General features: G+C 36.3%; 12 protein-coding genes, 1 tRNA gene and 1 pseudogene. 1 reads left to right on the top strand and 13 read right to left on the bottom strand.

Features of this window, described 5'->3' with window-relative positions:
* Positions 1–4 precede the first annotated feature (4 nt).
* The 12 genes and pseudogenes from HCB45_RS07065 to HCB45_RS07020 all read right to left on the bottom strand — a co-directional run bounded on the left by HCB45_RS07065 (position 5) and on the right by HCB45_RS07020 (position 11297).
* Positions 5–1051, bottom strand: coding sequence for a sugar-binding transcriptional regulator (locus HCB45_RS07065; RefSeq protein WP_185319863.1), 1047 nt, complete (start codon positions 1049–1051; stop codon positions 5–7).
* Between the two features lie 441 nt (positions 1052–1492).
* Positions 1493–2836, bottom strand: a complete 1344-nt coding sequence (rpoN, locus tag HCB45_RS07060; protein WP_185319864.1) for an RNA polymerase factor sigma-54 — start codon at positions 2834–2836, stop codon at positions 1493–1495.
* Between the two features lie 148 nt (positions 2837–2984).
* Positions 2985–3911, bottom strand: a complete 927-nt coding sequence (locus HCB45_RS07055; RefSeq protein WP_185319865.1) for a dipeptidase — start codon at positions 3909–3911, stop codon at positions 2985–2987.
* 78 nt (positions 3912–3989) lie between these two features.
* A complete protein-coding gene (locus tag HCB45_RS07050) occupies positions 3990–6152 on the bottom strand; it encodes an MMPL family transporter (protein WP_185619408.1) in 2163 nt (720 codons plus the stop codon).
* Between the two features lie 78 nt (positions 6153–6230).
* A complete protein-coding gene (locus HCB45_RS07045; RefSeq protein WP_185319867.1) occupies positions 6231–6839 on the bottom strand; it encodes a TetR/AcrR family transcriptional regulator in 609 nt (202 codons plus the stop codon).
* 16 nt (positions 6840–6855) lie between these two features.
* On the bottom strand, positions 6856–7254 hold the full coding sequence (locus tag HCB45_RS07040; protein ID WP_185319868.1) for a hypothetical protein: 399 nt from the start codon (positions 7252–7254) through the stop codon (positions 6856–6858).
* A 319-nt stretch (positions 7255–7573) separates the two neighbouring features.
* A complete protein-coding gene (locus HCB45_RS15250) occupies positions 7574–7765 on the bottom strand; it encodes a hypothetical protein (RefSeq protein ID WP_260484445.1) in 192 nt (63 codons plus the stop codon).
* Positions 7762–7988 (bottom strand): annotated as a pseudogene (locus tag HCB45_RS15410) (hypothetical protein). The gene HCB45_RS15250 and the pseudogene HCB45_RS15410 overlap by 4 nt, the downstream one beginning before the upstream one ends.
* A 113-nt stretch (positions 7989–8101) precedes the next feature.
* The gene (locus tag HCB45_RS07035) at positions 8102–8293 is read right to left on the bottom strand and encodes a hypothetical protein (protein WP_185619406.1); all 192 of its coding nucleotides are present in this window, start codon (positions 8291–8293) and stop codon (positions 8102–8104) included.
* A 10-nt stretch (positions 8294–8303) separates the two neighbouring features.
* The gene (locus tag HCB45_RS07030) at positions 8304–9191 is read right to left on the bottom strand and encodes a hypothetical protein (RefSeq protein ID WP_185619404.1); all 888 of its coding nucleotides are present in this window, start codon (positions 9189–9191) and stop codon (positions 8304–8306) included.
* 477 nt (positions 9192–9668) lie between these two features.
* Positions 9669–9740, bottom strand: a tRNA-Arg gene (locus HCB45_RS07025).
* Positions 9741–9860: 120 nt separating this feature from the next.
* Positions 9861–11297: a lytic polysaccharide monooxygenase gene (locus HCB45_RS07020; RefSeq protein ID WP_185619402.1), complete on the bottom strand. Its 1437-nt coding sequence runs from the start codon at positions 11295–11297 to the stop codon at positions 9861–9863.
* Positions 11298–11448: 151 nt separating this feature from the next.
* Here HCB45_RS07020 and clpP point away from each other — a divergent pair, with 151 nt between their 5' ends.
* Positions 11449–12045 (top strand): ATP-dependent Clp endopeptidase proteolytic subunit ClpP, encoded by a 597-nt coding sequence (gene clpP / locus HCB45_RS07015; protein ID WP_185319874.1) that lies wholly within the window; start codon positions 11449–11451, stop codon positions 12043–12045.
* A 44-nt stretch (positions 12046–12089) separates the two neighbouring features.
* On the opposite strand, the gene bcaP is transcribed toward clpP, so the two are convergent.
* The gene (gene bcaP / locus HCB45_RS07010) at positions 12090–13481 is read right to left on the bottom strand and encodes a branched-chain amino acid transporter BcaP (RefSeq protein WP_185608130.1); all 1392 of its coding nucleotides are present in this window, start codon (positions 13479–13481) and stop codon (positions 12090–12092) included.
* Positions 13482–13538 lie beyond the last annotated feature (57 nt).

Raw genomic sequence — 13538 nt, 5'->3', positions numbered from 1 at the left:
TTTTTTATTTCAAAAGGGTATTACTCCCTTTTAAAAGCGATTTTGCTGCTCCTTCATCCGTGATTAAAATCGTATTTTTCGGAGCGCTTTTCATATACGATTTGATTGCTTTGGCTTTCGATGTACCGCCTGCAACAGCGATAATGTGCGGAATTTGCGCTAAGTCTTCGAATTGAAGACCGAAAGTAGGGACCTTATGTACAACCTCGCCCTGCTCATCAAAATAATAACCAAATGCTTCACCAACGGCTTTACGACGGATGATTTTTTCAAGTACTTCTTCGCCGGTATGTCTGCGTTTCGCCATTGCGAGCGCATCACCTATGCCTAAGATAATAGCATTTGCGGATTGTACTAACCGTAAGCCTTCTTGAATTGCCGGTTCTTTTAGTAAAGAACGGTAGGCTTCTTCGCCAAGTTGTTCTGGAACATAAAGAACGCGGTGTTTCGTGTTTGTCTTCGTTGCCATCTTATCACAAATTGTATTCGCTTGATTGTCAAGGTCTTCACCAATACCTCCACGACCGGGAACGAAAAGTAGTTCTCTGCCTTTTGCGAAATCAGTTGTCATCATTTCGGCAACAGTTGCCATTGTAGAGCCGCCCATAACTGCGACGATGTTTCTTTTTTCGGTGAGCGCCATGTCTAATTGTTCTACCGCCACACGCCCCATTTCTTCGCGGACCCATGGTGTATCATCGCTATCACCTTGCACTACCAAGCATTTTTTGATTTGCAATTTCTTTGCTAATTGTTCTTCCATTGAATGTAACCCCGAAAGTTGGTTCATGACATTTTCTAAATCGCGAAAAACGACCAAACCTTCTTTTGTAACGGTCATCCCGGAAGAAGCAATTTCTACTAAACCTTGTGCTTTTAAAAATTCCACTTCGCCGCGCAGGACTCGTTCACTCATACCTAACATTCCGGCAAGTGTTCGTCTTCCAACTGGTTCAGAAAAATAAATTGAGCGTAAGATTTGATAGCGTTTTTGCATAATCATTAAAACGTCGGGCAATAACTTTTTCTGAATGTTAATTAAGTCTGACATTTTTAATTGCTCCTCATCCTTGGACACTTCACGACCCACTTAGTCATCTGACGTCCCGTTAGAACTAAAAAAAGTAGAGATAGAGGTTTACATAAACTTTCAAGACTATTAAACTAGCTACTTCAGCTCGTCAACAAAATGTCTCTCAATGAGTTTTTACCCCTTCTCTTTCTGCTTACGCTGGTGAATCTTTTTTTAATGTTCTTTAACTACCCTACGTTCCCTATTCTAACAGTCTTGGCACAAATCTTCAAGTATTAAGTGGGACATTTATGAAATATTCACCTAAAGTTTACAATTAAATTTAAGAATGCAAACTTCTAACTAGGCTACACTAGTTGTTTTCCACCTCTATTAAAAATGAAACATGCTCTTGGTAATTTTTTTATTCTAAAAAGACATTTTTTGTCCCACAGCCTAGTTGTGAGGCAAAAAATGTCTTTAAAATCTTTTTCTTTTAGAAGATGATGGGATATTTAATTCCAAGCGGTATTTAGCGATAGCTCTTCTGGAAACTTGAATTTCTTTTTCTGCGAGCATATCCACTATTTTTTGATCCGAGAGTGGTTTTAATTTATCTTCTGCTGCTACGAATTCTTGTACTAGTTTTTTAATCGTCGTACTAGAGATGTCGCCAATGTTTTCGTTCTCAGCAGATTTTTTCTGTAAGCCAGATGCAAAAAAACGTTTTAGTTCATACACGCCGGTATTCGTTTCCATATACTTGCCATTTACCGCACGACTCACTGTAGACTCATGCACACCAAGTTCTTCTGCCACTTCTTTTAAAGTTAGGGGTTGCAAATGGGCTGAATTGTCGAGAAAGTAGGATTTTTGGTGACTTACGATTGCCTCACCTACTCTTTGTAATGTGTTTTCCCGTTGTTCAATTCCTTTTTTTATCCAATCAAATTCACCCGCTTTTTCACGGAGAAATTGGGCAACGTCTTTTTCTTCTGTTGCTCGCATTGTTTCATAATAAGCCTCTTGAAACCTGACTTGTGGCAGAAATTGTTTTGCTAGAGAAACGGCAAATTCATTTCCGTGTTGGAGTAAAATTAAATCAGGAACTACATATTGGACGCGTTCTGACTCAAACTCAGAGCCTGGTTTAGGGTTTAATGTTTGGATGTAGTCAGAAACTTCTTGAATATCTTGCAAACTAACGTCCATTTCTGATGCAATTTTTTTCCATTTTTTCTCAGCGAATTCTGTGAAGAATTTTTGGATGACATCGTAAGCAATATAAGGAGCATCAGGTGAACGTTCGATTTGGAGTAAAATACATTCTCTCGCATCCCTCGCTCCAACTCCAGCAGGTTCCATCCCTTGTAAAATTTCAAGTCCTTCTAAAACACTCGAATCATCCATCAGAAGTGCTGCACTAACATCTTTTAAATCTATTTGTAAATAACCATTGTCATTTAAACTTTCTATTAAATATAAAACAATAATTTTTTGGGTTTGCGTTATATCCATTAAATGTAATTGTTCTTTTAGCGCATCGGCTAGCGTCAACTTATTATCTGCTATTTGTTCTAACCAATCTGTATCATCAGAACTTCCAGTACTTCTACGGCTACTATAGGAAAAATCTGTTGCAAAATCCGAGCCTGGAATCACTTCTATTAATGGGTTCTCGAGTGCTTTATCTTCTAAAAATGCCACTAAATCAGCTGTCGCAAATTGAAGCATAGCAATAGACTGTGACAATTGTTGCGTCATATTTAATTTCAGCGATTGTTTTTGTTGTTGCTTTTGGACGAAATTAGATTCTAAACGCACATTAAAACCTCCATTAAAAATCAGTCTGATACTACTACCAAACTGAATTATATTCCATTTCTAGTCTTTATTATAACATGCCATTTTTCAAATTACAGCACATTCTATTTGAAAAAGCCCAAGCACTTCAACTAGTGCTTGGACTTTTTTATTTTGGTAAATGGTTTAAGAAATTGCGAGATGCAAATCCTTCTACTTCTTCTTTTGTATAGTGTTTCTCTAATGTTTGGAGGAAGCTTTGGTACTTACCGACATGTTCCAGTCCTTTGACATGATCTGGGATGCCATCAAAATCCGAGCCAAAACCAATGTTTTTTAAACCGCCAAGTTCACAAATGTGATCAATATGACGGATAACATCTTCCATATCCGCCACACCAGAATTTGTTGTGAAAAGCGGATGGAAAATAACATCAATCATCGCATCATGCTCTATCATCGCTTTAATTTGATCATCATCTAAGTTTCTTGGATGCGAACAGATTGCTTTAGCGCTCGAATGGCTGGCAATGACAAACTCAGCTTCATCTAAAGTTTCCCAAAAAGCTTTCACACTCAAGTGCGAAACATCCGTGAATACTTTTCTTTTATTCAAAAGATGGATAATCTCTTTCCCAAAACGGGTCAAACCTGCACCGCGTTCCTCCATAATCCCATCTGCTGCCAAGTTAGCATTATTCCAAGTTAAACCGACAGATAATACCCCGCCATCAAGCAATTGGGTTAATTTATCTAAGTCACGTCCAATTGGTTCAACGCCTTCTAAAGTCAACATTGCACCAATTTTATCTTCCGGCAGATTTTCTAATTCACACCATTTCTTTATATGCTGAATCATTCCGCCTTTATGAAGAACATGTTGTTTAAAAATATTAACTTGCTCTACTGCTTTCTTCCATTTATTTTCAACAGGAACCTCTTCGTCAAGAAAAATGGCGAATCCTTGTAACAACATTTTAGCTTCTATAAGCCGTTCAAAATTCACATCAAGTTCTTTTGCATCTTGGAAAGTGTATTTTCCTTTTCCAGCCTGTAACTTATAAAGCGCATCACAGTGGGTATCAATTACTCTCATTTTCTGTCGTTCCTCCTTTTAGATACATCTATTATATACCTTTCAGAGGAATAGACAAGAAGTTTATTTAGGACATTATTATTTTGTCATTTTATGTTGTTTACCTGGCCAGAATGCCCATTTCCCGAGGAGTACGGTAATTGATGGAACAAGGAATGGTCGAACGATGAATGTGTCTAGTAACACACCAATCGCAGTAATTAAACCAAATTGTACTAATAACTGGATTGGTAGTGTGGTTAAGACACAAAACGTTCCCGCTAAAATTAAACCTGCAGAAGTAATAACCCCACCAGTTTGACCAACACCTTCTGTAATGGCTTTTCGAAGCGGCATTTTCTTACTATTTTTCCAAATACTAGAAATCATAAAGATATTGTAATCTTCTCCGAGGGCCACAATAAAGACAAAGGCATATAGTGGGATCAAGCCAGAAATAGCTTCTACTCCCATTGCATAATGGATAATGACCCAACCAAGTCCAAGTGCTCCAACGAATGAAAGTAGAACTGTTGCCACTAAGTAAAGCATTGCTGTAATTGAACGTAAATAACAAAGTAGTAAAATCGCAATCAAGGCAATCACGAGTGGGATAATTACTTTTTCATCATGTTGTGTCACTGCCCGGTCATCATATTGTGTTGCTGTTTGGCCAGCTATATAAACATCATTACCTTTATCAGCAGCGGCGCGAACTTTTGGTACGACATCCATTGCTTCATTGCTATAAGGATTGTCTTTCAAAATAAGTGTGTATTTTTGGTAACCCTTGCTTCGTTCAGGTCCAGTAACCGAAGCTACTCCATCCACATTTTCAAGCGAACTTTTCATTGATTCTTTGGAATTAACAACCACTTCCATCGGTGCGAGCATACCAGCACCGAAATGATCGCTAATTAGCGTGAAACCTTCTCGAGATGGCATGTCTTCGGGGAAAGTCGAAAGTGTATCATACGTATATTTGACTTGAGTCGTGAAAATCCCACAGCCAATTAGGATGATTAAAGTAATAATTAAAATACGCACGGGATGTTTTGCAGACATTTCACCAATTTTATGCCAAAAACGGTTTTCTTTGTGATGTTTCGGTGTCTTCCCTTTTTTCTTTGCACGAGCTTCTTCCATTTCTATTGTTCTTGGGACAAATGGCCAGAATGAAACACGACCAAATAAGCCAAGTAACGCTGGCACAAGTGTTAATGAAGAAATCATCATAATGAAAATCGCTAAACTAAAAGGTACGGCAAAGTTATGGAACGAACCATATTCGGCAGCTAAAAGTAGAAGTAGCGCCGCCATAACAGTCAAGCCACTAAGCGCAATTGCGCCCGCTGTTCCACTAAAAGCTTCTTTAAATGCTTGGAAACGATTTTTTTCTGTGTGTAAATGGCTTCGGAATCTAGCAATCAAGAATAAACAGTAATCTGTTCCTGCACCAAATAATAGTACGGTCATTATCGAGAGCCCTTGGGAACCGTATGTGATAATCCCTTCTTTTGCAAGCAAACCAAGAATCGGCGTAATTACTAAATAAGCAAACCCTACTGCAATCAGAGGAATTAATGCCAAAATTGGCGAACGATAAATAACTAATAAAAAGACTAGAACAAGTAGAACCGTCCCAATTAACAGTGAAACATCTGCGTCTTTAAATAATCCGCTCGCGTCCACACTGATACCTGCTGGTCCAGTTGTCCGAGCAACAAGTGTGTCATCAGCTGACACTTTCTTGGCAAAAGGATCTTCGCCAATTGTTTTTTTAGCAGTTGTTTCGAGTTGTTTAAAACTCTCAGCTAGCTGATCTGACGTCGCACTATCTTTCATAATAACGGTTTGAATAAAAGTGGTTCCATCTTTAGAAACTTGCTGTTTTAAGGCAACTGGCGGCATTTTATCATATGGAACTGCCATTTTTTGGAAGTCAACTGGGTTTTTAGTTAATTCTTTGCTGTATTTTTGAATATTAGCTAAATCAGCTGTGGTTAAGCCAGTTGAACGATACCAAGTAATAAGCGCTGGCGTCCCGTCTGTCCCAGCAAATTTATCATCAATTAGTTTTTGGGCGACCACAGAAGGCTCTGAACTAGGTAAGTCTTTCGCTGCATCGTCTTTGTAATCCGCAGCCTTTGGAAAGAAAAACTGTAAAATTATAATAGCGATAATCCATAGACCTAGTGTTATAAACCGACCTTTCTTACCACCGACAAAACTGGCTATTTTACTTAAAAATCCGTCTTTCATTATAAATCCCCCTTTAGTTTGCTTATTTTTTCGTTTATCAATCGATAAGTGAAACACCAAAAAAAGAAGCACGCTAAATTATACCTCTTTTTTACAAATGCCAAACATCATTAAATTAATTAATTCATCAATTTGTTCTGTAGTCGTTTGTTTTTGCGCGAAACTACCTTTGCCAGAAAACAGTGGGCTAATAGTCGATAAACAGTATCGCGCGGCTGTTTCAGCACTGATACCTGTGCGCAACTCTCCTGCATTTTCTAAGCGCTCAAAAAATTGTTGAAACGGCATTAAATATGTTTCTTGCCATAACTTATATAGTAAAAACTGATTTTCCGGCTTCATTTCATTAAGAATATCGTGAATCATTAGTAAAATATTGGTTGGATGTTCTTCAATTAACATAATCAACATATCATGTAACTGCTCTTCTTTCGGCTTATTCAATTGTAAAATCGGATGCATTTCCACCTGAATGTTCTGCGTCAGTTCACGAACTACCTCAATATAAAGTGATTCTTTATCTTCAAAATGGTGATAAAGTGCCGGTTGGGTAATTTTGGCGATTTTAGCAATTTCTCTTGTTGAAACTGCCCGGTAACCTTTTTCCATGAATAAGTCTCTTGCTGTATCGAGAATTTTTCTTCTTGTTATTCCTAGTTCTTCTGCCCGAGTGCGTTTCTTTTCCATCATTACCCCACCTTTCTTATTGGTTTGTAGTCAGTAGTTGTATGTTTTTATCAATTAATTTTTGTAAAGTTTCTTTGTGCCATTTCCGTCCGAAAACTCGTTTACTTACAAGATATTTTCCTTCTTCTAGTTCGCCATCCTCCGTTACTGCACGGATAAATAAACGGTACACCAATTTCTTTTTAACTAGCGCAATTTGCTGAATCGTTTTTGCATCTAAAAAGTGCATTTCTGCGTCACTTAATTTGAAAACAAATGTAAAAATTCCAGCTTCCGTAAAGGCTAGAATAAGCGAGTGGCGTCCTCGCATATGAGGTCCTGCATATAAAAAATCAATTGTTTGAACGTTCAAATGATTATCTTCACTATATGTTCTTACTTCTTTTTCTAACCGTTCTTTCAAACTAGCAGCCAAAATAAGCGCCTCCCTTGCTGATTTATATTTTACCAGAAAATGCTGGGTTGAAGTAGACTAATTTTGGCAGAAAGTTAAATAGACAGTATAAATATTTTACAATCGCAATCGGCGGTTATCTCTGAGTTTTACGTATAGTCTCTTCTAACTATCATTTCTATATGGGAAGTTTAAAAAATAAAAACATCTTACAAATGAGCTTTCGCCAAATGTGAGATGTTTTTTATGCTCTCGGAGGGATTGATATATGTTGATATATAGCCATTCAGGATACGCTTGCCACAAATTTCGTCACAAACATTTTATGTGTTTGTAAATGTTATTTATTTTTGCATTGTAGTAAATATTCATTATAAATAGTATTTATATCAAGATGTTTTTTCTCAAGGTTTTTATAAAATGATTTTAATTCATTTGTTTCAAGTAGTTCAGAAAAGATTTTTTCAACACCTATTCTTTTTCCTTCGACGTAACAAATATATTTAAAATTATTAAAGCTATATACTCTCATGTCATAACCTCGCAGAAAACAATATCTTCTATGTTAATGTCAATTATTCGTTCGTCAAATCTTTCAAGCTGCACAATATGTTTTTCATAGTCTAAAACCATACTTGTATCGCACGCACATGATGATTATTCTTTAAAAACAGTACTTCTATTAATCAATGGCACTTCATTCCTTCTGCTAACACTATTGAATGTTCTAAAATATCATCCATTAAATTATACATTTTCGTCACCTCTTGAAAACATTATAAGAACAAGCGTTCTTATAATCAAAAGATAATACAATTTTCTTTCTTTTCTCAAATATAAAAAGCATGCTTTTTATGTTTAAACACTATTATCTAGTTGATTGTATTCCCGCTCGTATCACCTTAATAATCCAAGCTATAAAAAGAATAAAGCCGTTTATTACAACTGTCATAAGTAGAACTCCAATAAGCATTTGTATGCTCATTTCTGTAGCTTGAACCAGCAAGACAGAAAATATTACTAGAAAAAGAATAGATTCTATAAGAATAAATTTTTTCATGTTAAACCTCCTATTTAAGTACACTTGATTTTGAAATCGTACCATTCTGATTGCACTCTACATTTACTCTTACATATTTTTCTTGTACAGTCCAGCCATATCCTTTTACAGCTAGTCCCCAGCTACACATACCTTGTTGATACACAACCCTCTTCTTGCTGCTTGGTTTTTGAACGCCATTTTTCTTGTCGTAACAACTCCACATACCAACCGTAAATGATTTCTTGATGTAATTTTCAGTTATTTGTGCAGTCACTTTTGATCCATTATAAGTAAATTTTGCAGCAATTTTAGCAGTAAATAGTTTTGGTCCTAACCATGAATAAGCCGTTCTAGAATGGCTAGCTGATTTAGTTTTAGAACTTGCCGCAAGAACTTCTTTTCCAAAAACAAATGACTTCACATTATTTGAAATACTTGAAAAAAGATTTTCATTCGTTTCTTCTTCAATCAGATTAGCGTCTTCAGCTCCAGTAGCATCTCTTTCTTCACTTTCTTCTACTTGAACTACTTCAACCCCAGCCCCATTAAATGAAATACTAGTTTCATTATCAATTTTATATTCGTTATCTAAAGCTTCCCCGCTATTAGTTACTAGCACCGCGTCTTCAGGATTTAACTCTTCTTCTTGCAACTTATTTCCAACAACATTATTTTCACTTTCCAAGTATTCTACTACTATTTCCTTTACATTTTCTGGATTAGTTTTTGCTTCATTTATTAGTTCCTTTTCATTTTTAATTTGTTCCTTTAATTCTTTCCCTGAAAGCTCTAAAATCTCTACTTTAGTCTCAGGGTTATTTGTAGCTTCTTCCGCTTGTGTAACAGTAGAAACCGGTCCCAATACTGTAAGTAAAGTTATACCTACTATACTACATATTCCGAATATTTTTTTCATGTCACTATCTCCCTTTGCAAGTTGTATTGATCACTATTACCCTACCATAAGAATTCAATGTATAACCAAAAATGTAATGAAACGCCCGATTCTTGTCATGAACGACCAAAAATAAGAGTTATTTAGATTTCTTATTACACAATTCATGTAATATTGTGTTTTTAGTCGCAAATTATTACACAATACGAGTTATTATTCATTTTTTATGCACTTTTATTTTTATTTGACACAAAAGATACATATTCATTCTAAATAAAGCGGTATAATTATTCAAAAAACCTAAAAGTTATTGACTCATAATAAATCTGCTTGTAATAATCATCCCATAGGTGTTTTTTGTATCTAGTAATTTCATTTAGATTGAAGCATCATACTCTAGTACCGACGTTAGAGATTTACTCGCATGTATTTGAACTTCACAAAACAAAAAAAGCGTTATAAACATTGTATTACCAATGTTTATAACGCTTCAACTTATGCCCTCGGAGGGAATCGAACCCCCATTTTAAGAACCGGAATCTTACGTGCTATCCGTTGCACCACGAGGGCTTTATGTACAAAGAAAATATTTACCGTACGAATAGTAATTATAGCGAAATTCGTATGTTTTTACAAGCTTTATTTTGAATGAAGAAGCCAGCGCACCTTATGATGCGCTGGCTTCAATAGTTAATTTACCGCTATCCAAATAGAAGAACTATCTGGTTTTTCACCTCGAACCCACCATTTTGCTTGGTAGATTTTACCGTTGTATGAAACTTTTTCTCCACCATTATAGGCTTTTTGGGCGTTCCAAACTGGTATTTCGGTGCTGTTTGATTTCCATACATCACTCGTATCTGGTGCATTACCTTTAGTCCACCATTTCGCTGTGTAAGCTACCCCATTATAATAAATTTGATCGCCTGCATTATAAATTCGATCAACTTTCCATGTATTCATTGGGTCTAGCGTTTTAGTTTTGGCAGTGATTTCATTACTTACTCGTGAACGATTACCAGATGTATCAACTGCGTATACTTTGTAGCTATAGCTTGTGTCATTTGCTAACTTTGTATCTTCAAACATCGTGGAAGTCGTGGTTGCGATTTTCGTATTATTTCGATATAGTTCATAATTTTTCACTTCAACATTATCCGTTGAGGCTTGCCAACAAAGTGCAATAGTAGTGTCTGATTGTGCATGTGACATTAAACCTTTTGGTGCTGTTGGAGCTTCGTTATCAACGGCTGGCGCTTCCTTTGTTGTTAATTTAGCGCTGTTACTAAGTGATGATGTATTACCAGAAAAATCTTTTGCGCGCACTGTATACGTATAGGTTGTATTGTCTTTTACAGTTGTATCTTCGTATACGGCAACTTGACTTTCCCCGATTACTTTTCCATCACGTAAAATTTCATATCCCTTAATTCCTACATTATCCTTAGAACCAGTCCATGTTAAACTTACTTTTTTAGCAGTGGTTGTTCCTGTTAAATTAGTCGGTTCAGTAGGTGCTTCATTGTCTACAATTGGTTCAATATCAGAATTAATGATGTTTGCGTCGATAACTTGGTAAAATGCATTTCCAGTATCCGCAATAGACCAAACACCTAAAATAACATAATAACCAGAACGATCATTTGGAATCGTTATTTCTTGTCTTGTTAATTTATCAGGTACGCTACCATCAGCTGTAATTGTTGCTAATGGTTCAAAGTCCGCTCTTGTTAATGGCTTGTTTGGGTCCCAACCTTTTTTGGTAATAAAATAATCCCAACTACTTGTTCTATGTGGCGCTGTTAAAGTCCATTCTACAGTTAATGGGCCTGATTCTATATCTACTTTTGCCCATCGATCTTGTGTTTGTGCATCTAACAGTGAGTATTTTCCTCCGCCTGCAATTTTGCCATCAGCAGGACCACTTGCTGGAAATCCTTTTGGTGCTTCTACGCTTTGTGGCTCGTACTGTGCTGCTCCAACTCCCGTATTAACCCCTTGATTAGCTAAATATACTCGGCTTGCTGGTTTAGATATGTATCCATGAGCAAATGCATTTGTTTCGAAAAGTACGATAGATAATATAACAACAGCAAAAAACATTCCGACTTTTAACAATTTATTCATGATGCACCTTCCTTTCAATATAGTATACCTTTTTGTTAAATTTTTTAAAAATAGTTTGCTACAAACTTTATCATTTGACCTAATTTGACCATTCGTGTATGATATAAACAAAGCTAATTTAAAATCTACAATTTAACAGGAGGAATCTGATATGAACTTAATTCCAACAGTAATTGAACAAACTAGCCGCGGTGAACGCGCATACGACATTTATTCTCGTTTATTAAAAGACAGAATTATTATGTTAGGCTCTGCAGTTGATGACAATGTGGCTAACTCCATTGTTTCTCAATTATTATTCTTAGATGCTCAAGATCCTGAAAAAGATATTTTCTTATATATCAACTCTCCAGGAGGAAGTATTTCAGCTGGGATGGCCATTTACGATACGATGAATTTTGTTAAAGCTGACGTACAAACTATCGGTATGGGTATGGCTGCTTCGATGGGATCATTTTTACTAACTGCTGGTGCATCTGGTAAACGTTTTGCTCTTCCGAATGCAGAAATTTTGATTCACCAACCACTAGGCGGTGCTCAAGGTCAAGCAACTGAAATCGAAATTGCTGCTCGTCACATTTTGAAAGTCAAAGAACGTATGAATACTATTATGGCTGAAAAAACAGGGCAAACCTATGAAGTAATTGCTCGCGATACAGATCGTGATAATTTCATGACTGCTCAAGAAGCAAAAGATTATGGTTTAATTGATGACATCATCGTTAACAAATCTGGCTTAAAAGGCTAATTAATAAAAAAGTGGGCTTGTAAATCAAGCCCACTTTTTTTGTCTTATTTTAAACGTAGCGTAGAATGTTTTCTTCCATAAAACATATAAACAATAATCCCTAGTACAAACCAAACGCCAAATGCAATCCAAGTTGTTTTAGATAGATTAAGCATTAAGTATACACAAAGTAAAAATGAAAGTGCTGGTACTACTGGATAAAACGGTGTCTTAAAGCCTTTTTGATTAAGCTCTGGATTGCGACGTAAGAAGAAAATTCCAACAGAAACCATTGCAAAAGCAAATAGCGTTCCGATATTAATTAATTGTGCTAAATCTTCCATTGGCACTGTAGAGGCAATTAAGCCCATCACAGTTGCAAAAATCATTGTATTTCTAACAGGTGTATCATTTTTGCTAATTTTTGAGAAAGATTTTGGTAGTAAGCCGTCACGTCCCATTGCAAACAATAACCTTGTTCCACCATAAGACATTACAAGTACGACGGTTGTCATTCCTACAATAGCTCCAACTGAAAGCAAACCTGCAATCCAGTTTTGATTAATAGCTTGAAGTGCAAAAGCAACTGGTGCACTAACTCCAACTAAATCAGTGTATGGTACCACCCCAGTTAAAACTGCTGATAATAAAATATAAAGTAATGTACAAACTGCTAAAGAAGAGATAATCCCGATTGGCATATTTTTTTGCGGATTTTTCACTTCTTCCGCTGCGCTAGATACGGCGTCAAAACCAATATAAGCAAAGAAAACAGTAGAAGCTCCTGTGATTACCCCTTGTACTCCAAATGGTAAAAACGGCGTCCAATTATCTGGCTTCACATAAAACGCACCAACGATAATAAACAAGACAACAACAGCAATTTTCACTAAAACCATTATATTATTTACTCTCGTAGATTCGCGAATTCCAAAACTTAGTAGAATACCAATAACCATAACTACTACAAAAGCGAGTAAATCAAAGTAAGTACCTGCACTTGGGTTATAAGCAGAAGATATAACTGTTGGAATGTGTAAATCAAAGCCCGCTAATAAGCTCTTCATATAAGATGACCAACCACTTGCAATCGCTGCAACCGCAAGACCATATTCCAAAATAAGCGACCAACCGAGAATCCATGCAATTCCTTCTCCAAACACGTGATAACTATATGTATAAGCGCTACCTGCAACTGGCAATTTTGAAGCGAATTCCGAATAACAAAGAGCTGCCAAACAACAAGCAATTCCTGCAATAATAAATGAAATAATAATTCCTGGTCCTGCTATGACAGAAGCTACCTGCCCTGGAAGAATGAATATTCCTCCCCCAACAACCGCTCCAACCCCAAGCATCGTCAAATCAAATGCCCCTAAGGTTTTGTTTAAATGATGTTTATCTGTCGCTGGGTTATGAAAACTCTTTTTTCTGAAAAAAGAATTAACTTTCGTCATAAAAATCCCTCCTACTTATATTCCAATTTTCAGTTAATTTATTTGTGTATTTTTAAA

This window comes from Listeria farberi (assembly GCF_014229245.1).
GTDB classification, from domain to species: Bacteria; Bacillota; Bacilli; order Lactobacillales; family Listeriaceae; genus Listeria; species Listeria farberi.
Note: the sequence above shows the minus strand (reverse complement) of the source record. Positions and strands in the feature narration are given on the sequence as shown.

What these genes read in the sequence shown, in the direction of transcription:
- HCB45_RS07065 (WP_185319863.1), bottom strand. Translation starts at nt 1,051, where the DNA reads ATGTCAGACTTAATTAACATTCAGAAAAAGTTATTGCCCGACGTTTTA.
- HCB45_RS07055 (WP_185319865.1), bottom strand. Translation starts at nt 3,911, where the DNA reads ATGAGAGTAATTGATACCCACTGTGATGCGCTTTATAAGTTACAGGCT.
- HCB45_RS07050 (WP_185619408.1), bottom strand. Translation starts at nt 6,152, where the DNA reads ATGAAAGACGGATTTTTAAGTAAAATAGCCAGTTTTGTCGGTGGTAAG.
- HCB45_RS07045 (WP_185319867.1), bottom strand. Translation starts at nt 6,839, where the DNA reads ATGGAAAAGAAACGCACTCGGGCAGAAGAACTAGGAATAACAAGAAGA.
- HCB45_RS15250 (WP_260484445.1), bottom strand. Translation starts at nt 7,765, where the DNA reads ATGAGAGTATATAGCTTTAATAATTTTAAATATATTTGTTACGTCGAA.
- HCB45_RS07035 (WP_185619406.1), bottom strand. Translation starts at nt 8,293, where the DNA reads ATGAAAAAATTTATTCTTATAGAATCTATTCTTTTTCTAGTAATATTT.
- HCB45_RS07030 (WP_185619404.1), bottom strand. Translation starts at nt 9,191, where the DNA reads ATGAAAAAAATATTCGGAATATGTAGTATAGTAGGTATAACTTTACTT.
- HCB45_RS07020 (WP_185619402.1), bottom strand. Translation starts at nt 11,297, where the DNA reads ATGAATAAATTGTTAAAAGTCGGAATGTTTTTTGCTGTTGTTATATTA.
- clpP (WP_185319874.1), top strand. Translation starts at nt 11,449, where the DNA reads ATGAACTTAATTCCAACAGTAATTGAACAAACTAGCCGCGGTGAACGC.
- bcaP (WP_185608130.1), bottom strand. Translation starts at nt 13,481, where the DNA reads ATGACGAAAGTTAATTCTTTTTTCAGAAAAAAGAGTTTTCATAACCCA.